This window comes from Haloarcula sp. CBA1127 (assembly GCF_001485575.1).
Lineage (GTDB): Archaea > Halobacteriota > Halobacteria > Halobacteriales > Haloarculaceae > Haloarcula.
Genome location: NZ_BCNB01000006.1, coordinates 2,402,104 through 2,423,700, shown reverse-complemented (window position 1 = coordinate 2,423,700; position 21,597 = coordinate 2,402,104). Strand labels below are relative to the sequence as shown.

Genomic DNA, 21,597 nt, shown 5'->3' with positions numbered 1-21,597 from the left:
AAATCGGTTTCACTCTGTGACCACGCTACGCGGTCACTGCCGCCTGCCTTCGCTTCGTAATCGCTACCGAGATATTCGAACCTACCTGTTCCGTATAAGTTGAAGTGGGACCGCCGAGTGCCGCGGTTCGTCTCTAGATTCGTTCATCCGTGGGTTGTCGTGGTTGTGACTCATGGGTACTCTGTGGACTGCGGTTAGTCGATGTAGCTACGGCGCGATTCCATCCGCTTCAGCAGGTCCGGCTGGTCGTAGTGCGTGCGAATGACCTCTGGAGTCGCGTTCACACGCTCGGCCAGCACCTCGGGCGGCCAGCCTTCATCACGGTGATGCGTAATCGAACCAGTCCGTATCCGGTGCGGAGACCGGGCAGACGGGCAGCGCGATTCATAGCCGTGGTCCAGCGCCTCGCAGGTGTCCGTATCGCGGTCGTGTGGACACGTCCCGAAACGGCACGGCTGGGTGACGATGTTGAACCGCGAACGAATCGCGCCCTTCGACATCCGACCGGTTCCGCGCTTGCTGGAGAACAGCGGTTTACGCTCGTGTTCGTCCTCGACCTCGACGCGGGTCACTTCGATGTAGTCTTCGAGCAGCTGCCCGATCTCTTCCGACAGGCCGACCGGACGCTCACCGTCCTCCTGATTTTTCAGCGGAGTGTCTGTCTCAGGCCGGTGGCGGAAGTAGACAAACGGAACATCGAACTGGTCGAGTTCCTCATCGGTGAGTCCGTCCCGGTGGGCGAGTCGGTCGAGATCGTCGTCGGTCAGGTAGCAGTCGTCCAGGTCAAGCGCACGAAGCGCACCGAGCCGAGCGCCAGTATGCCACGCCAGCGCGAACAGCATGTGGTCGCGGCTGGCGTAGTCGAACTGTTCCAGCTTGTGCAGAATCGTTTCAGCACGGTTCGCCGTCAGTTTCTCTTCGTTCGCTCGTTCTGCCTTCGACAGGGTCGGCACATCGACTTTCGCGGGCAGTACCGGCGGGACAGCTTCTACGTCCACGCAGAAGTCCAGAAACAGTTTGATCGTGCCGAGTTGCGTGTTCAGGGCGTTCTTCGTCAGCCCGTCAGCACGGCGGTCGGAGTCGTACCGGAACACGTCGCGCCCGGTGAGGTCGTTCAGGTTGTCGATGCCCTCTTCGTCGAGCCAGTCGACGAACTGCCGAACGCGGTAGTAGTAACTCTGGACCGTCTCGTCGGCTTTTTCGGCTTTCTGCCGGTCTATCCACATCTCCAATGCTTGCCGCGGGGCAAGCGGTTGGAGATCGTCGCTCATCGGTGCCCCTCTCGGACGGGGCATCCGGTACTGATTCGACGGCGGACGAGCGAATCCGATTTCAGGTTTGACGGGGCAGTCATCCACTCGTGACTGCTGATTGCAGGTATAAACCGGACCGTCTCGGTGGGGTGAAAGTGGAACCGTGGGGCTAGGCCCACTGATTACTGCGTTTATCCGGCTTTCTGAATCCACTCTTGAGAAACTAACACGGCTACCGGACAACCTCCGGCGGGGTCGAGCGAGGGGTTTAATCCTCGCGGTTGTTTTCGCTAACATGCTTCCGTGGGTGCAGCACGGGAGCCACAGCGGGCCGGTGTTGCAGCACCGGGTCCGCGTTTTCCGAACTGTTGCAGCAGTCCGTGTGACCTCCGTAACTACAAATCAGCCTGTAACACAATAATGGTTTCTAAACCTGTAATGGGCCTAATCATAATAATACCGCAGACCAGAGTTTATTTGACGCATACAACCGATAGACGGTACAATGGCGGGACGAAAACCAGACGTAACTGATGAAGAAATCATCGCTGTTTTAGAACAGGCTTCCGATCCCGTTCTGTCTACAAATGAAGTCGTTGATCAGCTCCCGATCAAATCTAATGCAACACAAGTGCGACTAAAGCAACTCCGGTCCGAAGGCCGCATCAACGGCAAGCAGGCCGGTCGTAGCTGGGTCTGGTGGACTGACGACGAATAACGCTCTCCCATCGGGGACTCGGTCGCCGTCAGCACGTCGGGGACTCGTTTGACGGTCGCTCGATCTCGCTGGTTTCGTTCTCCCATCGGGTACTCGGTCGTCGGTTTCGCATCGGGGACTCGTTTACCGAACACTCCACAGGCACGACCCGAAGCGCCGGGGTTCACTCTCCCATCGGGGACTCGGTCGCCGATGGCGTGTCGGGGACTCACTTATCGGTCGTTCACACAATAGGCGGCACGTTCTCCTATCGGGATTCGATCGTTGACTGCGTATAGAGGACCACTTATTGATCGATATTTTCTCACTATACGATATTGCCAAGATTATACACTTATTGTTCTTTTAAACTAATTACCAGATCCATAAGCGCAACAAGGTGAGTCTTGGTGAAATAAGAGGGGTTTGATTCATTTGGTTCAAAGTCAGCTTCTTCTGCAAGATATGAGACTATCTGCTCATTCGACAGGTCCTCTGGGTTTTGAATATTGCACTTGGGACAAGGATCAAGCGCATCACCTGGGTTTGACACGTCCTTTGTCGAATGGCCGTCTAATTCAATTCCACAAACCGTTGTATCACCATCTCGAATGTGGTATGTCAGATCTGCTCGGTCCCTAATCGCAATAAATGATTCTTTCTCCGAGTCCGACTCGTTCTCTTGCTGGCTCTCATCGATTGTGTCGACGGACTCTTCTTCTTGATCATATTTGGATACCCAGAACTGCACGCTATTACCCACGTTCAACGACAGCTCTCTTCTTTGATCGATCGGTAGGACAAATGTCCGTCCGTTCCCGTGCAGGTCAGCAACGTATTCAATCTCTGTTCCATTGGATTCTGCTCGTGCCCAGATTTTTTCACCACCATCGACTTTCATCGCTTCTCGTGCCCACTTTGGCACAGTCATTTGGAGTCGGAGGCTATCACCAACTGTCCGTTGTGTCGACTCTTTAGCCTCTGTAGAGCCGATCAAGTGCATATCTTCCTTTGATGGCGGTCCTTCGGAGTTGTTAGCGTTAGTCACGTTAATTATTGAGCTCCTTACGGGGGCTGTGATCGCACAACGAACCAATTTTGCTTCATGCGGCCACAATACATGTCCCGTAGCCACTCTATTGTTTATTATCTCTATTAAAATCTGCGGTGCAAAGTTTTGTTTTTCTCCGAATTCTATCAAAGACATATGCCGCGCAAATCATATCCTACGAAGCCTCCTTCATATTACTGTGGTGCCGATTTTCACGACCACACATCAACAATCGGAGGGTCTTTTTCTCGGTCTACGACCGGCTCGTTGTCACCATCATCGGCGCAATCCTCGACAGCTTCGAGGTCGTACTGACTGTCGCCCAGCTCGTCGCTGGGGAGGTCCCAATACGCATACGCACCGATGTAGTCGACGACACAGCGGAAGGTCGCTTTCTCAGGCAACGTCGAACGCACCTGCGGCTGTTCCACATCGGAAATCGCCCGCTCTACGGCGGCGTCGAGATCGTCGAGGTCGTCCCACTGCCGACGCGCCAAGTCGTCGCGTATCTCGCGCTCGCTCGCGGCCTGAACTGAGTCGAGCGAACACCAACGAACGGCTTCACGCACGTCCGGGTCTTGCAGGTGGTCGTTCGGGTCGATTCCTTCTGTAATCGACTCCGAGCAAGACCAGAACCGTCGGTTCGTCGCCCAGTACAGCGCGAGCTTCCATGTCGCCGCTTTGTCCGCGTACGTCTCTCGGTTGTCATCGCCCTGCTCGAAGGACTCTGTCGCGTCGAGCAGCGAGCCGAACGTCGCGCTCAGGTACTTCCCGAGATACGCGCCAGCGGTCGACTCCATTTCATGGCCGTCGTCGCCGAACTCGATCAACTCGTGCGAGCGGGTCCGTTCTCTGACCCACTCTTCGCCGTGATCGTGGTCGCCGAACCTGTACCAGTCGACGAAGCCTTCGTCGCTCTGGAACTCTGGTTCCAGCTCGTCAAGGTCATCGCGGTACGTCAGCGGGTACACGTCGACGATCTCGCCTTGGCCGTAGTCGGCCCATTTCGCGGCTACTTCCGGCTTGTCGCACAGCCACGGCAGTCCGTCTTTCTCACGGGTCGGCACATCGAAAAACAGCACGTGCAGGTGCGGGTATCCTTTTTCAGTGAACTCCAGCGACTTGATGTAGTCCGGTCGGTCACGCGGTCGTCCGGTCACGTCGTCGTCGAGGTCAGAACGCCAGCCGGGGACATCTGGGTCGCGGGTATCAGCTTTCGTCGACGGGTCCGAATCGAAATACGACAACAGCCGGTTGAAATTCTCGTTTATCGAATCTATCCCGTCGAGCAGCGAGTCTTGGCGCTTCGGGTCGGTCGTCAGCGTCACCAGCACGGCGTTCTCAGCGTTCTCGTAGCCGTATTCCAACGCATCATTGAACCGGGCGAACTGCTTGGAAACGCGGCCCTGGTCATTGAAACGGGTCTTGTAGTCTTTCGTCATCCGCTGCATGGATTCGCCGCCGCGCCGGTCGACGAAGTGGACATCGAACAGCAGTTTGTAATCCTTGATGCGGTTCAGGTAGGATGTAAAACCGTCCTTCAGCAACTCGCGCAGGTCATCATCCACAGAATCGACGCGTGAGAGGTAATTACGCAGGAACTGACGATCATACGTTACACCCTCTGTCTGGGTTGTTTGAGTAATGCCTTCTGTAATCAAGTCAAGAAGCCGCAGTGTCGGGGTCACGAAAAGAACGCCTGACGACCGGGATTTCCGCACGTACGGGTCGTCGGGGGCTACGAGGTCGTCGATGAAACGGTATGCAAACTGGTAATCCGGGTCCGAGCCGTCGACGCGCTCACACGTCTCTGGCGACACTCCCTTCACAGCATACGAGACGACGTGCGACAGCGGCGTACCCTCCGGATGCGCCGCAATGAACTTCGCAATGCGTACGCGGTCTTCATCGCGTTCGGTCAGTGTGCCGTCGAGCAACTGGCCGTGGCCGAGGAGATCACGCTCTTCCAGAAGGTCTGCTAAGACGGGAGTGTTACATCTATCCGCAAGGTCGAGGCCGCCCAAGTGTCCCGGCGGGTCCACACGGCACGTCATGCGTGGGACCCCGCACAGGCAGAAACAGCATTGGTCGGACAGGTGAACGCGGTAACGATTCCCCTCACCCGCCGGGTTCGGGGGAAACGCTCGGGCTTCCGGGTCGACCCGCAAGGGGCCGCTTCCGGCTGGTCGAGCAGGTGCGGGCCGCGATTGGCGCTCGCGGCCCGGTCCGGGCTGCTCGCTCCGCTGCGCTGCCGGGCGTGCCAGCTCTCCCGCACCCTCGCTTTCGGTGGGCTGTGGGGGCTGGCAGATACGCGCAGCTGCGAGGTCGAGTCAACCCCCGCAAGGGGGGTTTCCTCTCCCGGAACGCGAACTCGTGGGGTCGAGCCGCCGACACACTGGGTTGGTCGGTCGGTGGGTCGGCTACCTACGGCGGGTACTCCCCTGTCCTCTCCTCGGCACATCGTCGGACAGGGGAGTTACCGATCAAGCGCCGGATCGTCGGTACTGTGTCGGTCGAGTGCCGGAACTGCGTAGCAGTGGCGGCACTCTCTCGCCCGAGCGTAGTCCGAGTCGATCTTGTTGATGCAGTTGTCTTGGCAGATGCAGCACCGATAGGCCGTGTACTGCGACCAGTCGGTACTCTCGCCATCCGCAACGTGTGGGAGGTTTGGCCTGTGTTCCTCTGGCAGGTTGTCAGGGGTTGCACCACGTCTTGCCGGGCTTGGGCCGGAGTTCGGTATCTCGCTCTCGTCGCTATCCTCAGGCGGCTCTACGTGGTTCTCTGCATCACTCATCGGAACCACCTCGAACGAGTTCGTCGTCGACCTCTTGGACTGCACGGCGCACCTCTGCATCAGTCGCACCGTCCTCGACGAGTCGGCTTGCAGGAACGAACGCACAGGGTGGGTACGGCCACTGCTGACGACGCCGAATTTCGGTCAGAAGCCGTAGCTTCTTGACAGGATTCTTATGGTTCTCAGCGGTATTTAAAGAACGACTAAATTTCAGCCGAATACGCGAAGGAAGTTGACCGCTCGCACACCTAAGCGTACAGGTGTCGGCATCTGTGAAAACGGAGTATGGGACCGCCGAGATTCGAACTCAGGTCCGACGCACCCCATGCGCCGAGGATACCGCTACCCCACGGTCCCGCACTTCGTGAGAGGAGGGTGGTTTAATTAAGGGCTTCGTTTTCTCGACGGCCAAATAGGATGAAACCAGTGACAGCGAGGGGGTTCAACGGGCGCGTATCAGTCGGCGACTTTGATATCGGGACTGTCGATAGTGACGTTCTCAAGCGACCAGCCCTCGGTCGCGGACCGAGCGTCGATACCGATGGCATTCTTTTCAGCAGTCACAGAGATAGTCGATTCAGAGACAGTCCACGACGCGTTGGTCTTGACGGCGTGGATTCCTTGCTGCCGACTCTCGATGGTCGTGTTCTGGATGGTCCACGCACCGGTCGTTCGTGCGGTGAAGACCCCGATATCGCGAGTGTTGAGAGTGGAATCTTCGAGTGTCCACGCGCCGCCGGAAAAGGCGGTCACGAGGCCGGTGTCGCTCCGGCTAACCGTCAGGTCGGTGACCGTCCAGTCGCCATCACTATTGATGGCTTTGACGCCCGTATCGCTCCGTTTGACCTCCGTATTCCGGACCGTCCAGTCGCCAGTTGTCCCGGACGCGTCGACGCCGTCCGCGCCGGACCGATCGACGACGACCGTTGCGACCGTCCAGTCGCCAGAGGATTTCCGGACGTCGGCGCCGTCACCGCCGACCTCAACAAAGCGGGTATCACGAATCGTCCAGTCGCCGCTGGTCCCGCGGGCGAACACGCCGCTGTAGGTCGTGCTGGCGACGGCGGCGTCCTCGATTGTCCAGCTCCCGGTCGTATTCGGCGCGTAGACGCCGACATCGGCAGCGATAACGGTCGTATCAGTGATCGTCCAGTCGCCGCTGGTTCCGTTGGCGGCGACGCCAAAGCGGTAGTTCCGCACAGTAAATCCGGTGATGTTCGGTTCGGCTGTGCCGGCCACAGTGACGCCGGTCCCGTTGACGAACCGCGAGCCGTCCAGTATCGCTCGGTCGGGGGCGACGAGAGTGATGCTCTCGTTGACACTGACCGCTTCGTAGTAGGTACCCGGCTGGACTTCGACAGTATCACCGCTGTCGGCGACATCCACAGCGCCCTGTATCGACCGGTAGTCGGCACTCCCGTCTTTATCGACGGTCAGCGTCTCCTGTGCCGTCTGTGTTCCTGCTACGCTCGCCGGTAGCATAGCCAGGGTCAGTGCTACCGACAAAAGGAGGGCAGTTACTGCTGCGCGCGCGTCGTCCATACTAAGAATAGTGGGTGCGAACGGACGTAAACTGTATTGTTATTTTACCCGGTGGTGCTCGTAATGGAGCGGCCCGCGAAAGCGTTATCGGCCGGACCGGCGAACTCCGGAGTGTGCTGGAGCTGACGTACGAGTCGGGCACCATCCGCGTGTCGGGGGACCCACCATCGAACCTGCCCGGCGTCGAGTACGACCAGCGTTCACAGACAGGGCGAGCGCCGGCCTACCGGTACGCCGAACTGATTGCCGAACTCGATGAGCGTGGGGTTGCATATGAGGACCACATCGGTGCGTTCCCCTCGCTGTCGCTCTCGACGGCGTACGACCTCAGAGACTACCAGCAGGCGGCACTGGACGCCTGGCGAGGGGCCGATGACAGAGGCTGTCTCGAATTACCGACGGGGAGCGGCAAGACCGTTATCGGCATCGCGGCGATGGTTGCGCTGGGGACACCGACGCTGGTCGTCGTCCCGACCATCGATCTGCTGGAGCAGTGGCAAGGCGAGCTACAGCAGGAGTTCGACCGGCCGATCGGCCGTATCGGCGGGGGCGAACAGCGTGTCGAAGATATCACGGTCTCGACGTACGACTCGGCGTACCTGCGGGCTGACGAACTCGGGGACCGCTTCGGACTCGTGGTGTTCGACGAGGTTCACCACCTTGGCGGGGAGGGGTATCAGGACATCGCTCGGCTGCTCGCTGCGCCGGCTCGACTTGGGCTGACAGCGACTTTCGAGCGCCCGGACGGAGCCCACGAGGCAATCGAGGACCTCGTCGGGCCGCTCGTCCAGCGGGTCAGCGTCGACGAGCTGGCTGGCGAGCACCTCGCTGACTACGATATCAAGCGACTCGAAGTTTCACTCACGCCGGACGAACGGGACCGCTACGAAGAGCATCAGGGAACGTTCACCGACCACCTCAAGCAATCCGACATCCAACTCCGGTCCGGCAGCGATTATCAGGAACTCGTGAAGCGGTCCGGCAACGACCCGGCGGCCCGCGAGGCGCTGCTGGCGAAACAGCGCGCCCGCGAGGTCATGATGAACGCACAGCGGAAGGTCGACCGGCTGGCGACGATTCTGGACCGCCACCGCGAGGACCGCATCATCGTCTTCATTGCCCACACTGACCTCGTGTACCGCCTCTCAGAGCGGTTTCTCATTCCGGCGATAACGCACGAGACTGGGGCGAGCGAGCGCCGAGAGATCTTAGAGCGGTTCCGTGACGGAACGTACACTCGGGTCGTGACGGCGAACGTCCTCGATGAGGGTGTTGACGTGCCAGACGCGAACGTCGCCGTCGTCCTCTCGGGAAGTGGCTCAGAGCGGGAGTTTACCCAGCGACTCGGCCGGATTCTACGGCCGAAAGCCGACGGCGGGCGGGCACTGCTGTACGAACTCGTGACCGAGGAGACCGCCGAAGAGCGGGTCGCCAGGCGACGCAGATAGCGGGCGGTCCGTCGTCGTCCAAGCGTTCTCCCACGCTGACCGGAATTACCTCCTTGATAACTATGGCTCTCCCTGGCGAGAAGCAGAGAAATGCTCGATGCTAGTCGTCAGTGTTGCGGGTCGAGAGGTGCGTCCGAGTGCGGTTGATACACATCCGTGTTCCCGACGCTGTCCTCAACAGCGTCTGCGGCGTGCTGGACGACCGTGATATCAGCTACGTTCAGACCAAGGAGACGAGCGACGACGAGGCGGCGTGGCTGTTGCAGTTTCCGCTCCCCCCGGAGGCCGTCGACGAGGTACTCGACGACCTCAAAGCGACCGGGCTCGACGCCGACCGGTACACCGTTGTCGGGAACGCCGAGACCGCCCGGCCGGACCAGTCGAACTCCGCCCGCCGCCACGAGGACCGCATCTCCCACGACGAACTCCGCGGTCGTGCGGTCGGCATGAACCCCGGACAAGGGACTTACTATGGAATGACGGTCCTGAGTGCAATCGTCGCGACGGCGGGTCTGCTTCTTGACTCTCCAGCTATCGTCGTCGGCTCGATGGTCATCGCGCCACAGGTCGGCTCCGCGCTCATCGCCAGCGTCGGGACGACGCTCAGCGACCGCCGGCTCATTGTCGATGGCGTCCGCGACCAGTTGCTCGGGCTCGCCGTCGCCATCGGGAGCGCGGCCCTGTTCGGACTGTTCATCCGGTACAGCGGGTTCGTCCCCGGACAGCTCCGTGTCACGACAGTCCAGCAGATCGCCCAGCGCATTTCGCCGGGGTTTCTCTCGCTTGTGGTCGGCCTCTGTGCGGGAGCCGCCGGGGCGTTTGGACTGGCAACGGCACTACCGGTCTCACTGGTCGGTGTGATGATTGCCGCCGCGCTCATTCCCGCCGCCGCGGCCATCGGGGTCGGTATCGCCTGGGGACTGCCGGCCGTCGCACTCGGGGCGGGTATCCTCCTGCTGGTCAACGTCGCGTCAATCAACCTCACCGGCGTTCTCGTCCTCTGGGGCCTCGGATTCCGGCCGCTAAACTGGGCGGCTGACCGCCCGCCGAGCGAGACGGTCCGGACGTACGCACCGACCGTCGTCGCCGTCCTGACGCTGCTGGTCGCGTTCGCCGGTGCCGGGACGGTCACTGCCCAACAGATGCAGGTCGAAACGTCCGTAAACAACGCTGTTACCGAAGCATTGTCCAACGAATCATACGAACGACTCCGATTACAGTCGGTCCAGACCCGGTTCGGCGGCGTCTCAGTGTACCGGCTAGACCGGGTGGTCACCGTTACGGTCAGTCGGCCCGCCGACCGGCCGTATCCGGCTCTGGTCTCCGACCTTGAACGTGCCGTCGGCCGGTCGATAGCGGACGACACAACTGTCGAAGTCACTTTCGAGGACAGACATCCGACGGAATGATGCTGGCTGCTACGGGCGTCTCGACCGGGGGCGTCGTCACTCCCCGTATTTTTGTCGCTCCGTGGCGGAGATAGGCGCGTGCTGACGAAAGACCTCCTGCGGGTGTCCCGCGCTGGCGGCGGCTATCACCTGCAGTTCGCCGACGCCGACGCGGAGCGACTGGCGGCCCGCGTGCTCGGTATCTATCAGGGCCACGTCGGTGAGTCCCGAGAGATGCTGGAAACGGCACTTGCGGACGTCGAACGGGAGGCCGACGATTTCAAGCTGGTCCGCGGGCTGGCGAAACTTGTCGAACGGGAGGCAACATTTGAGACGCACGCCCCGATCGACCCTGTTCGAGCCCGTCGTCGGGTGTTCGAAGCCGCTGCAGACGTTGGCGTCGTGACCGAAGCCGAACGCGAGCAGGCACTCGCCGAGGCGGCCGATCACTTCGGAACGGACGCCGCGTCGCTATCCGACACGCTGTACGCCGACCGGGACTCGCGCCAGATTCTCACTGTGGTGGACTCTCGCTGGGGCCCGGCCGAACTGCGGACCCAGTACAACCTCTCGCTGGCGCAGACGGCGCTGTTCGATGCCACCGAGCTACGAGTCCGCTCCTCCGACCCGAAGGCACTCGTCTCGGCGGTCAAACGCTGCCGGCTGATGTACGAAATTCGCCGAACAGAGAACGGTCGAGAGGTTGTTATCACGGGACCGGACGCGCTGTTCTCGAACACACGCCGGTACGGGACCCGCTTCGCTCGACTTCTGCGAACGGTCGCGACTGCGAGCGAATGGGAACTGACGGCAACCATCGATGACCGAGGCACCGAGCGGGAACTCACCCTTTCAGATGGGGATGTCTCCGTGCCTGGTGTCGAGCCCGTAACCGAGGTCAGCTACGATAGCGGCGTCGAAGCCGACTTCGCCGGCCGGTTCGCCGCGCTGGACCTCGACTGGGACCTGATACGCGAACCGGAGCCGTTACCGGCCGGCGAACACGTCGCTATCCCGGACTTCGCTTTCGAGTGGCGACCCGGCGCTGACACCGGGGTGCGGGAGACGGGGCGTGGGGGAGGCTCCGCCGGGACTGTCGGCGACGCACCTTTCCGGGTCTTCTTCGAAATTATGGGTTTCTGGACACCGGAGTACGTCGAGAAGAAACTCGCCCGCCTCGACGCGCTGGCGGACGTCGAAATGCTGGTCGCCGTAGACGAATCGCTCGGCGTCGGGGAGGAAATCGAAGCGACGGACAACCGAGCAATCCCGTATGCTGGGACAGTCAGCGTGAAAGACGTGCGGGACGCCCTGCGACCCTATGAGGAGCGACTCGTGCGTGAGAGCGCCGCGGAGATACCCGACGAACTGCGGCCGGATGCTGACGTTATCTCGCTCGCCGACCTTGCCGTGGAGCACGGTGTCAGCGAGGAAGCGCTGGAAGACGTGACCTTTCCAGCCCACGAGCGCGTCGGGCGCACGCTCGTTTCGCCTGCCGTGTTAGACGACCTGGCAGAGGAGATCGAGGTTGGGATGGCGTACGAGGCGGCGAGCGACAGACTGGCCGACTACGGTATCGAGGACGACAGCGCTGCGCTCGCGCACCTTGGCTACCGCGTCGCCTGGGACGGACTGGGTGAGGGGACAATCCAGCCACGGGAGTGAGCCGCCTGTGGGACACCGCTGAGAATCAGCCCCCAGATACGGCAGATCGTCGGCGGAACGAAGCGAGCGACTCGGCGTTCAGGTCGCTTCGTCAAGTGGCTCTTCGGACCGCTGTCGCTGCCACTGTGGCACTTCGAGGAGAAGTCGGAGCGGCCAGATGACGTAGTACAGCGGATGCAGCGGACCGGGGAGCGGACAAAACTGGTACTCCGAGTAAGTCGGGTGAAGTGACGAATGCAACAGTAGGAGCGGTACCAGCGCAGTTACCGAATCGCTGGCAGCCAGGTAAAACCGAGCGGCCTCGAACTGCGTGGGTGCCTGTGGTGTCCCGTCGGCCAGCGACTCGACGACGGCCTCTGCTAATTCGGTGACGCGGTCGTCCGTTCGCAGACGGTCCAGAATTGGGGCTGGGAGAGCGTACCCGAAGACAGCATGGGCGAGCGCAGCCCCGAGCAGTAGGTTCCGCTCGACACCAGTTTCCCGCGCCCGAGCGAGGACGTGTGACCAGTCGGTTTCCGTCGACTCCAGCGCCGCAACGAAATCACAGAGCCACTTCAGGAGATACCAGCGGTGCTTGGTTCCGTGGAACGCTAACACGAGTAGCCGATCTGGCTGTGCAAGTGCTGGAAGCGGTTGGCCGCCGACCGCTACGGTGTCACGACGATCCCAGAGTTCACCGAACGGTGTGGAAAACGGTCGCTCGGCGTCGCCCACGCGCCAGCGGAGTTCCACGTCGAACTCCGGACCGCGCATCTCGTACTCGTGAACGATTGCCTTCGTCACGGGACCGCCCAACAGCGCGGCGTCGTCCAACCGCGGCGTGCCCCCGCGCCACTCGTATCCTCGCTCTTCGAGAATATCCGCAGCGGCGGGGATATCTTCCGGATGGACGAGCAGATCTAGGTCATTATATTCACGCACCGTTGCGTCGTCGTAAGCAGCGGCCGAAAGCACCGGTCCCTTGAACGGTACCGCGCGGACACCGCGTGTCTCGAAGCGTTCTAGTATCTCCTGTAGCTCGGTCGTGAACGCGAGATTCCGCATCCGTTTTCCCTGCACTATGCTGCCAAGTCGTGTCAACACAGTCTCTGGTACGGTGAACGCAGCACTGCTCTCGCGTGCCATCGCTTCCAGCCCCTCATAGAGGAATTGCACGACGCCGTGATACCGGGCGAGTTCAACGACGCGGTCCCAGTCCGGCGTGTCATCCAGCGGGGGAGGATCGGGGGAAGCGCCGGTGACGATCGCGGTCCGAGCACAGTCGACCACCACCTGCAGTTCGGGTTCCGCCTCCGTCAGCATGAATCACTCTCGATATCAGACTGAATCCGGGCTACGACATCCGGAATCGTATCGAGATTTCGTGGCCGGCGGAGCCGTTTTATATCTGTCATGTCGACAATCTCCCCGCAGGCACTGAAATTGGACACGGCCTGTCCGTTGGCGTCCAGCGCGCCCAGCGTGTACGTGTTATCGACGAGCGCCATGACCTGTTCGTTCGGCCTGACTGAGTCCACCCCGATAGATTCGCCGTCTTCGAGGAGGTAGATGCGTTCTAGCGGAACCGGAGTCGCGGGCTGGTCGTGTCTGAGCCCGTAGAAGTGTCGCGGGCGCCCGCTGTGGACCTCTTCCGGCGGTTCGACCGGAGGGTCAAACGCCGCAACTGCCTCTGGGTCGAGTTTCATCGATGGGTAGCCGCTCCGGACGACCGGTCCCGAATCAGCCAGCGCTATCGCGGCCACGTCGTCGCTCAGGACACGATGCCCGTCAAGCAAGCAGCCCATCGCAGTCGTCGTTTTTCCGACCCCCGACTCCCCGACGAACGCCACTGCACGCCCGTCGATGCTGACAGTACTGGCGTGCAGCACGAAGTAGCCCCGCTGGTCCAGCAGGTGGTTCAACGCCGGGCCGACCAGTACGTGGCGGAGGACTTCGCTTGGCACGTCCGAGGCCGGATCTACAGCGATGGACTTCCCGTCGAGAATTCTGACCGTTGCGGCATCGTATAGAAGGTAGTATTCGCGCTCGGTTACCGCGTGAAAGGTCGATCCAGACGCAGCAGACAGTGGGCGAGGAATCCGTTCCTCAGTGATGGTGACATCAGCCCGCCCGTCAGGCGCTGTCTCAGCGGGCGGAAGCTCCGGCACGTCGAAGGCCGAGCGGACTGTCAGTCCAAAGGCTTCGTACGTGGCTGTGTTTGCCGTCGCCATCTGACTAGTGTCCTCCCCGCATAGTTGTCCATCGATTCCGTCTGTGCTGAGACACACCCCAGCTACGACACCCCTGGTTCATACCAGACCGCTTGACTGCTGTGGTGGATAAGAATGGACTCTCTACTTCGACACGCAGCCACGGAACCGTCACGACGTAGCCACTGACCGGTGCCAGTGTCGAGGAATGATAAAAGAAGGATCAGTTAGATACGTGAACCGACTGTGGACGCTAGCTCCACTTCCCGTATCCGTCGTCGTGGTCCCACCAGTTCGTCTTTTCTTCGACAGTTCCGTACGTTTCGACCGACGGCGTTTCGTATTCCTTCATGGGTTACCCCCGTATCTGTTTTCAGATGTCATTGTATTTGTTATATTATCTATTACTGTTGAATTTCTACAGAATGGGGTGTTTACTATCCGTTAGCCACGTACTTCGCGTTCCGTGAGTGCTCGGAAACGCCCAAAGTCGTCGACATCCCCGATAAGGACATCACCGTTTGACTCGATCCAAGCGTGAGCCTCGAACGTCTCGGACTGGGTGTCCACGCCGAAGCGGAGACGATGCGGCAGGTCGTTGACTACCAGCAGTGTGCTACCAGTGAGTGCCCGGTCAAGACAATCGTAAGTGCCCGGAAGACGTGATCCCGCTGTCAGAACCGCCCACCGCACTGACTCTGGTGACCCGGACTGACGATGACACGGGAGGTACTGAGACACCATACCGAAATAGCGCTCTGCGTCCTCCAGCCCAGCGACTGCAAGCAGGACCTTGCTCGCAACGATTAGTACCACTGCTTCACAGAGCAATAGCTTCTGCGCCCGTGACAACGCCCTGAACTCACGGAGTCGGGCTCGAATCGACATTGATGAGTTGCTCCGCGGCAAGCGTTTCCAGAAAGCGTTCCACGTCATTTGCCGCTCGGTCTCTCTCGACATCGTACTCCCCGACCAGCGCCGAGACAATTTCCACTGGCTCAGTCGGTTCCTGAATTCGCTCCCAGATATCCGGTCCGACCCCTGACAGGCCCTGATACCGCCCCGTCTCGTTGTTGAGCAGCACGATTTCGCCGTCGATAGTTGTGGTGACACAGTTATCAGTTGCGACGACAGTCGACCCAGAATCTATCGCGACCATATATGGCCCCGGGGATACTCGCACTATTTGTTATGGCCTCTTTTCGTCGCCGTCGCAACCCAGACTGGCGGTAGACGCTCCCTTCGCTCCAGAACTAACCGACCGTAGTGAGTCGGTAACTACGTTACATAGAACCCGCATCCGGAACAATGACTGATAACCCCTCCGTCAGTGAAAAATACGCATCGTTGCGCCGCGTGGCGCTGTATCGGCCGGCGCTGACGGGGAGTATCGTTGCCGCCAGCCTCTTCGTAATGCTACTGGAGGGTGTTGGCCTCTCGTTCCTGTTTCCGATACTCGACGCCGCACAGGCGGGTCAGAGTATCCCGCTTCAGGCAAACGGCGTCACCGGTCGATTCCTTTCCGCGTACGCCGCTGCAGGACTCCCGCGCACACTCGAATTCCTGTTGGTCGGCCTCGCGTGCGTGATGGTTGTCCGGTACACAGCGTCGTTTACAGTGAAATGGCTCGCAGCAAAGCTTACACAGACGTACGAACGTGACCTCAAAGACCGGGCCTACGAACTGGCGATGGGCGCATCAGTCGCCTACTACGACGACAAGGGGTCCGACGACATCATGAACACGATTCTGACACAGACCCGCTACGCCGGGCGTGTCATCGGCCGGATTATCCAGTTCTTCCAGCAGGCAATCCTCTGTCTGGTGTATATCGGGGTCGCACTCGCTATCGCTCCGGTGCTGGCAGTCGGTGCAGCTGTCGCTCTCGGCGGTGTCACGGCGATCATCAGATACGGCATCGAGCCCGGGTACGCCGTTGGCGACCGTGTGGCGACGGCAAACGAACAGCTACAGGAGACAACACAGGCGGGGACGCAGGGTATCCGTGACGTGAAGCTGTTTGGTATGCGCGGCGGACTGCTTGCCGAGTTCCGGTCCACACTTGACCGGTACACCGCGACTAGCGTCGCCGTTCGCCGGAACCAGGTCGCAATCGGAAGCCTCTATCGGCTCTCGGTCTCGCTGCTCCTGTTTGGCCTCGTCTACGTCGCCATCAGTTTCCGGGCGTTGTCCATCGCGGAACTCGGCGTGTTCCTGTTCGCGATGCTCCGACTCGCCCCCCGGCTGAGTTCGCTCAGTTCCACCATCTACGCGATCGAGGGAGAACTCCCACATCTGGTCCGAACCCACCAGTTCATCGACCGTCTTGAAGCCCAGCAGGAGCCAACTGGCGGACAGTCGGTCCCGGACCGCATCGAGGAAATCGCGTTCGAGAACGTCTCGTTCGCCTACGAGGACGAACCAGTGCTTGCGGACTTTTCGATGGCCGTCGACCGAGGGGAGTTCGTCGGCATCGTCGGCGAGTCCGGCGGCGGCAAGTCGACAGTCGTCTCACTGCTCACGCGACTCTATACCCCGGATAGCGGTGAGGTTCTGGCGAACGGGACACCGATTTCGGCCTATGCGCTTGAGGAATGGCGTGAGACTGTTGCGATGGTTCGGCAGGACCCACATATCTTCAACGACACCTTGCGGTACAATCTCACTGCCGGCCGCGATATCTCCGACAAGACGCTCTACGAAGTCGCTGAGAAGGCACTCGTTCTCGAGTTTCTCGATGACCTTCCGCAGGGGCTCGACACGGTGTTAGGCGATGACGGCGTGAAACTCTCCGGCGGGCAGCGCCAGCGCGTCGCACTGGCCCGCGCACTTCTGGCCGATGCGGAGGTGCTCGTGCTCGATGAGGCCACCAGCGACCTCGACTCGAATCTGGAACGGCAAATCCATCGTACCGTCGAGACGCTTGATGGAGACCAGACCGTGATCGCGATCGCCCACCGACTCTCGACGGTTTCGAACGCCGACCGAATCTACACTGTTGAGGACGGGCAGGTCACAGAACAGGGCAGCCACGCCGAACTGCTCGACGACGACGGGACGTACGCGGAGCTGTACGCGATGCAGGGAACGGCAGCCGCGAAGTCTTCCAGCGGTTGAGCCGCTCTCGTCCGGGCGGTCGTACCGCCCGGTTCAGACCTCGCGCCGCCGGCCCTTCGGCACCTGTGATCTGAGTTCGCCGTAGACGTACAGGCCGACGCCGACCGGTTCGGCCGCACCAGCGAGATCGTGGGTGACGACGAGATACCCCCAGTCGCCGCCCCAGTCGAGTTCCCGGTCCTCGCCAGCCACGAACGCCCGGGCGGCGTCCTCATCGAGGTGGATGACGTTCTGGCTGGCGTGCTCGCCGAACCGCTGGACGGCCTCCAGCGTCGGTTTCCAGTGTTCCTGGCGCGTTCGCAGGAAGGTCATTCCCAGCCCTTCGATGTCTACCGGCGAGGGCGGGCGACCCCGATACAGCCATAGTTTGCCAGCACCGCGCTCCCAGAAGGTGTACCCCTCGAAGGTCTCCGGCGGGACGCCAAAGCGTTCAGCCCAGAAGTCGAGCACTTCCTGTCGGGTCGCTCGCTCGGGGTCTTCGCGCGCTTCGTCCGTCTCTGGGAGTCGCGTGAACTCAGTGCTCTGGTCGCTCATTCCGCGGGCACCTCCAGTTTCGCACAGAAGAACCCACCCGTATCGTTGTGATGTGGGTAGATGCGCTTGGCGCTAGTCACGCTCGGGTCGAAGCTCTCGTCCTGCCACTCGGTGATCCCCGAGGCGTGATCGAGCGGGAGGTCGTAGTCCACGATTTCACAGGCGACCTCGTCGAGCACGTAGTCCAGCACGGCCTCGTTTTCTTCCGGTGCGAACGTACAGGTGGAGTAGACGACGGTTCCGCCGGGCTCGGTCACTTCGACGGCTCGTTTGAGGATGCCCTTCTGCACGCCGGAGATGCCTTCGACGTGTGAGAGCGACCAGTCCTCCAGCGTGTCGGGATTCTTTCGAATCGTTCCCTCACAGGAACAGGGGACGTCGACGAGCGCCCGGTCGTATCCCTCGCCGCCGAATGGCTTGAGCGAGTGGTTGCGGCCGTCCTCGTGGGTAACGGCCACCGTCGTCGCACCCAGCCGCTCGGTGTTGGTCCGCAGCGCCGAGATACGTCCGAGATTGTTGTCGGTTGCGACGACTTCGCCGGTATCCTCCATCAGCGCGGCGAGCTGGGTCGTCTTGCTCCCCGGTGCCGCACAGGCGTCCCAGACTCGCTCACCGGGCTCGGGGTCCAGTACGGTCGCCGGAATCACGGACACTTCCTCCTGACCGTGAATCCAGCCGTGGAAGTACGGCCAGTTCGCACCCGGTGAATCTTCGGGCAGGACGAACAGACCGTCATGCCAGTCGACGGGGTCGTAGGCGATGTCTGCCTCCGCAAGCGCCGTCCGGACCCGCTCGACGGTGGCTTTGATCGTGTTGACCCTGATAGCCGACGGCAGCGGGCGTTCACACGCGTCGATGAACGCCTCGAAGTCGTCGATGATGGGTCGGTAGCGGTCGAGTGGTTCCATTGTCCGGCGTTCGCTGGCGGTCGGTTTGTGGGTTTCGAACGGCACCGGCCCATGGCTTTCAAGCCGCCGGCGGCCGATACCCCAGACATGGCACACATACAGGTCCACCGCGACGACATTTCGCTTGACTCCCCGACACTGGTCGAGGGGCTCCCGGGTGTCGGACTCGTCGGCAAGATAGCTGCCGACCACCTCGTCGATGTCTACGACATGGAGTACTACGCGTCGGCCCACTGCGAGGGGTTGCCAGAGATCGCCGTGTATGGAGCGGACGACCCGGAGGTTCGCCCGCCGGTCCGGCTGTATGCGGACGAAGAGCGTGACCTTCTGGTCCTCCAGAGCGATGCCCCGATCTCCCCGTCCGGCGCGAAGGAGTTTGCCGGCTGTATGGTCAGCTGGTTCGAGGCCAACGACGCGACACCGATCTACCTCAGCGGCCGTCCCGCCGAGAAAGACGGCGTTCCGGACGTGTACGGCGTCTCGACGGGTGACGGGGCGGCGATGCTGGAGGAGGCGGACGTGAACTCGCCCTCGGAGAACGGCGCGATCACCGGGCCGACCGGCGCGCTGATCCACGAATCACAGCGGGTCGGGCTGACGAGCATCGGGCTCATCGTCGAAGCCGACCAGCGGTTTCCTGACCCGGAAGCGGCGCGGGCGCTCCTGCAGACCGCCATCAGCCCGCTGGCCGACTTCGAGGTCGAGACCGAGGCGCTGGTCGAGCAGGCCGAGGAAATCGGTCGCGCCAAGGCGCAGCTCGCACAGCAACTTCAGGAAAATCAGGAGGAGAGCACGAGCGCACAGCCGCTCGGGATGTATCAGTAATGGCGGGCACAGATGACATCGTTCGTGGGTTACTGATCGTACTTGTCGTCGGCATTGGCACGGTCCTGGGCTGGGTGCTGTTCGTCAGAACGCCCGACAACCTCGCCCAGTTGCTCGGCGTCCTGTTGGTCGTCGCTGTCGCCGTCGCCACGGCCCGTATCGGCAGCAGCGTCGCCGGCTCCCTCCTCCCGGCACACAACGTCGCGGAGGTCGCCGTCGAAGGGCCGATTACCCGCGACGGCGGTGGCGGCATCACCAGCCCACCGGTCGGTGCATCGGCCGACGACATCGTCGAACAGATCGAACGCGCCGACAGCGACCGCGGCTCCGAGGCGCTGCTCCTGAAGTTGAACACGCCGGGCGGTGAAATTGTCCCCAGCGAGGATATCCGCATCGCCGCCGAGCAGTTCGACGGCCCGACCATCGCCTATGCGACGGACGTCTGTGCCAGCGGCGGCTACGACATCGCCGCTGGCTGTGACGAACTGTGGGCGCGTGAGGGCTCTATCGTCGGCTCAATCGGCGTCGTCGGCTCGCGGGTCAACGCCAAAGAACTGGCCGACCGTCTCGGCCTCTCCTACGAGCAGTTCACCGCCGGTGAGTACAAAGATGCCGGCGTGCCGTTGAAGGAGATGACTGCGGACGAGCGCGAGTACCTCCAGGGTATCGTCGATGACTACTACGACCAGTTCATCGATACCGTCGCCGAGGGCCGCGAAATGGACTCTGAGACGCTCAAAGACACCGAAGCGCGCATCTTCCTCGGCGACGAGGCGGAAGAACGTGGGCTCGTCGACCGGCTCGGAACGCGGGACGACGTCGAGGCGAGCCTTGCACAACGGCTGGGTGAGGATGTGACGATCAAGGAGTACGAGCCCGAGCGCGGACTGGCAGGGAAACTCCGCGGAGGCGCACAGCAGGTCGCCTTCGCCCTTGGCGCGGGTATCGCTGGCGTCGCCGACGGCGATATCGAGGGCCTCTCCTTCCGGCGATAGCTCGGGAGGTTTTTTATTCGGGGACCGCCTTCGCCGTAGTGTGACTACGCTGGTGGTGTGTATCGACAGGGACAGTCCAGCCGCAGCGGCGTGTCCCGTCGTCGGCCGCGACGCCGTCGAGTCACTCATCACCCAGACAGGCGTCGTTGACCCGGAAGACAGCCGGGTCAACTGCTTCCTCGAAGGGCTCGCGGTCGCGGACGAACTCGAAGCCGAGGGGTCCTCGCCGGTCCTCGCCGTCGTCGGCGGCGGAAGCGACAGCGTCGGCTCGGACCGGGAGATCGCCGGCCAGATCGACAGCTTGGTCGCCGAGCACGACCCCGACTCCGCGGTCGTCGTCGTCGACAGTGCTGACGATGAGCGGCTGGTCCCCATCATCGAGAGCCGCGTTCAGGTCGATGCCGTCGACCGCGTCGTCGTCCGCCAGGCCCGTGACATCGAGTCGACGTACTACCTGCTCAAGCAGTTCCTCGCCGACGAGGAACTGCGCAAGACGGTGCTGGTCCCCGTCGGGATCATCATGCTCGCGTTCCCGCTGTTGCTTGTCGTCACCAGCCCGACCATCGCCGTCGGCGCTATCGCGGCCGCCATCGGCGTCTTCCTCATCTACAAGGGACTGGGTATCGACGCGTACCTTTCGCGACTCCCCAGCCAGACCCGGGAGGCGCTGTACTCAGGGCAGGTGTCGCTCGTGACCTATGTCGTCGCCGCTGGCCTCTCGCTCGTCGGCATCTTCGCCGGCGTGCTGGGCGTCTCTGCGGTCGGCGATATCAGTCCTTTCCTGCTGGCGAACCGCTTTGCCTTCGCCTCTGTGCCGTGGCTGACCGGCGCAGCGCTGGCCGCCTCGCTCGGCCGCCTGCTGGACGAACTCATCCAGCAAGAGGGGGTCCGGAGCGCGTACGTGAACCTCCCGTTCGGTGCGGTCGCGGTTGGGCTCGTCGTTCGCGGCTTTTCTGCGTACTTCCTCGAACGCGGTGGCGTGTTCGAGCCGTTTCAGGTGCCGGAAACGAACCTCGGCATCGTTCAGGTCCATGGGTTCACCCTAGAAGCTGGTACCCGCCTCGCGCTGTTCATCCTCGCAGGCATCCTCATCAGCCTCGTCGGCGTCCGGGTAGCGACCTACGTCAGCCACACCGATATCGAGGACGAACTGGTGGAATAGACAGCGATTTACGCCGCCGACGGCTACCG

Annotated in this window: 19 protein-coding genes and 1 tRNA gene; 8 read left to right on the top strand and 12 right to left on the bottom strand. The window is 61.6% G+C overall.

What is annotated here, in order from left to right; genetic code table 11:
• Nucleotides 1–194: 194 nt before the first annotated feature.
• Nucleotides 195–1,271 carry a site-specific integrase gene (locus AV059_RS16760; RefSeq protein ID WP_058996262.1) on the bottom strand — a complete coding sequence of 359 codons (1,077 nt, stop codon included), beginning with the start codon at nucleotides 1,269–1,271 and terminating at the stop codon, nucleotides 195–197.
• 487 nt (nucleotides 1,272–1,758) lie between these two features.
• Here AV059_RS16760 and AV059_RS16755 point away from each other — a divergent pair, with 487 nt between their 5' ends.
• Entirely contained in the window at nucleotides 1,759–1,971 is a 213-nt protein-coding gene (locus AV059_RS16755; RefSeq protein ID WP_058996260.1) for a hypothetical protein, read from the top strand.
• Nucleotides 1,972–2,305: 334 nt separating this feature from the next.
• On the opposite strand, the gene AV059_RS22120 is transcribed toward AV059_RS16755, so the two are convergent.
• The 5 genes from AV059_RS22120 to AV059_RS16730 all read right to left on the bottom strand — a co-directional run bounded on the left by AV059_RS22120 (nucleotide 2,306) and on the right by AV059_RS16730 (nucleotide 7,337).
• Entirely contained in the window at nucleotides 2,306–3,157 is an 852-nt protein-coding gene (locus AV059_RS22120; protein WP_154021040.1) for a hypothetical protein, read from the bottom strand.
• A 56-nt stretch (nucleotides 3,158–3,213) separates the two neighbouring features.
• Complete coding sequence (locus AV059_RS16745) at nucleotides 3,214–5,055, bottom strand: hypothetical protein (protein ID WP_058996256.1); 1,842 nt, start codon at nucleotides 5,053–5,055, stop codon at nucleotides 3,214–3,216.
• 422 nt (nucleotides 5,056–5,477) lie between these two features.
• Nucleotides 5,478–5,795 carry a hypothetical protein gene (locus AV059_RS16740; RefSeq protein WP_154021039.1) on the bottom strand — a complete coding sequence of 106 codons (318 nt, stop codon included), beginning with the start codon at nucleotides 5,793–5,795 and terminating at the stop codon, nucleotides 5,478–5,480.
• Nucleotides 5,796–6,081: 286 nt separating this feature from the next.
• A tRNA-Pro gene (locus tag AV059_RS16735) sits at nucleotides 6,082–6,152 on the bottom strand.
• 99 nt (nucleotides 6,153–6,251) lie between these two features.
• Nucleotides 6,252–7,337, bottom strand: a complete 1,086-nt coding sequence (locus AV059_RS16730) for a nitrous oxide reductase family maturation protein NosD (RefSeq protein WP_058996252.1) — start codon at nucleotides 7,335–7,337, stop codon at nucleotides 6,252–6,254.
• A 113-nt stretch (nucleotides 7,338–7,450) separates the two neighbouring features.
• Between AV059_RS16730 and AV059_RS16725 the strand changes: the two genes are divergently transcribed.
• From AV059_RS16725 to AV059_RS16715, 3 genes are all read left to right on the top strand, one after another.
• Nucleotides 7,451–8,785: a DEAD/DEAH box helicase family protein gene (locus AV059_RS16725; RefSeq protein WP_058996250.1), complete on the top strand. Its 1,335-nt coding sequence runs from the start codon at nucleotides 7,451–7,453 to the stop codon at nucleotides 8,783–8,785.
• Between the two features lie 137 nt (nucleotides 8,786–8,922).
• Nucleotides 8,923–10,194 (top strand): TIGR00341 family protein, encoded by a 1,272-nt coding sequence (locus tag AV059_RS16720; RefSeq protein WP_058996249.1) that lies wholly within the window; start codon nucleotides 8,923–8,925, stop codon nucleotides 10,192–10,194.
• 78 nt (nucleotides 10,195–10,272) lie between these two features.
• On the top strand, nucleotides 10,273–11,838 hold the full coding sequence (locus tag AV059_RS16715; protein WP_058996248.1) for a DUF790 family protein: 1,566 nt from the start codon (nucleotides 10,273–10,275) through the stop codon (nucleotides 11,836–11,838).
• A 78-nt stretch (nucleotides 11,839–11,916) separates the two neighbouring features.
• Here the strand turns inward: AV059_RS16715 and AV059_RS16710 are convergent, their stop codons facing one another.
• The 4 genes from AV059_RS16710 to AV059_RS16695 all read right to left on the bottom strand — a co-directional run bounded on the left by AV059_RS16710 (nucleotide 11,917) and on the right by AV059_RS16695 (nucleotide 15,186).
• The gene (locus tag AV059_RS16710; protein WP_058996244.1) at nucleotides 11,917–13,140 is read right to left on the bottom strand and encodes a nucleotidyltransferase family protein; all 1,224 of its coding nucleotides are present in this window, start codon (nucleotides 13,138–13,140) and stop codon (nucleotides 11,917–11,919) included.
• Nucleotides 13,134–14,048, bottom strand: a complete 915-nt coding sequence (locus AV059_RS16705) for a hypothetical protein (protein WP_058996242.1) — start codon at nucleotides 14,046–14,048, stop codon at nucleotides 13,134–13,136. Before AV059_RS16705 ends, AV059_RS16710 begins: the two co-directional genes overlap by 7 nt.
• 423 nt (nucleotides 14,049–14,471) lie before the next feature.
• Entirely contained in the window at nucleotides 14,472–14,915 is a 444-nt protein-coding gene (locus AV059_RS16700; protein WP_228841827.1) for a lasso peptide biosynthesis B2 protein, read from the bottom strand.
• Nucleotides 14,890–15,186 (bottom strand): PqqD family protein, encoded by a 297-nt coding sequence (locus AV059_RS16695; protein ID WP_058996240.1) that lies wholly within the window; start codon nucleotides 15,184–15,186, stop codon nucleotides 14,890–14,892. The genes AV059_RS16700 and AV059_RS16695 overlap by 26 nt, the downstream gene beginning before the upstream one ends.
• 149 nt (nucleotides 15,187–15,335) lie before the next feature.
• Here AV059_RS16695 and AV059_RS16690 point away from each other — a divergent pair, with 149 nt between their 5' ends.
• The gene (locus tag AV059_RS16690) at nucleotides 15,336–17,144 is read left to right on the top strand and encodes an ABC transporter ATP-binding protein (protein ID WP_058996239.1); all 1,809 of its coding nucleotides are present in this window, start codon (nucleotides 15,336–15,338) and stop codon (nucleotides 17,142–17,144) included.
• Nucleotides 17,145–17,177: 33 nt separating this feature from the next.
• On the opposite strand, the gene AV059_RS16685 is transcribed toward AV059_RS16690, so the two are convergent.
• The gene (locus tag AV059_RS16685) at nucleotides 17,178–17,678 is read right to left on the bottom strand and encodes a hypothetical protein (protein WP_058996238.1); all 501 of its coding nucleotides are present in this window, start codon (nucleotides 17,676–17,678) and stop codon (nucleotides 17,178–17,180) included.
• Nucleotides 17,675–18,586 (bottom strand): RsmB/NOP family class I SAM-dependent RNA methyltransferase, encoded by a 912-nt coding sequence (locus tag AV059_RS16680; RefSeq protein ID WP_058997657.1) that lies wholly within the window; start codon nucleotides 18,584–18,586, stop codon nucleotides 17,675–17,677. Before AV059_RS16680 ends, AV059_RS16685 begins: the two co-directional genes overlap by 4 nt.
• Nucleotides 18,587–18,637: 51 nt before the next feature.
• On the opposite strand from AV059_RS16680, the gene AV059_RS16675 reads away from it, so the two are divergent.
• From AV059_RS16675 to AV059_RS16665, 3 genes are read left to right on the top strand one after another with little or no spacing between them, the layout of a single operon-like run.
• Entirely contained in the window at nucleotides 18,638–19,411 is a 774-nt protein-coding gene (locus AV059_RS16675) for a proteasome assembly chaperone family protein (protein ID WP_079990794.1), read from the top strand.
• Entirely contained in the window at nucleotides 19,411–20,406 is a 996-nt protein-coding gene (gene sppA, locus AV059_RS16670) for a signal peptide peptidase SppA (protein ID WP_058996237.1), read from the top strand. Before AV059_RS16675 ends, sppA begins: the two co-directional genes overlap by 1 nt.
• 40 nt (nucleotides 20,407–20,446) lie before the next feature.
• A complete protein-coding gene (locus AV059_RS16665; protein ID WP_058996235.1) occupies nucleotides 20,447–21,568 on the top strand; it encodes a DUF373 family protein in 1,122 nt (373 codons plus the stop codon).
• The last annotated feature ends 29 nt before the right edge of the window (nucleotides 21,569–21,597 follow it).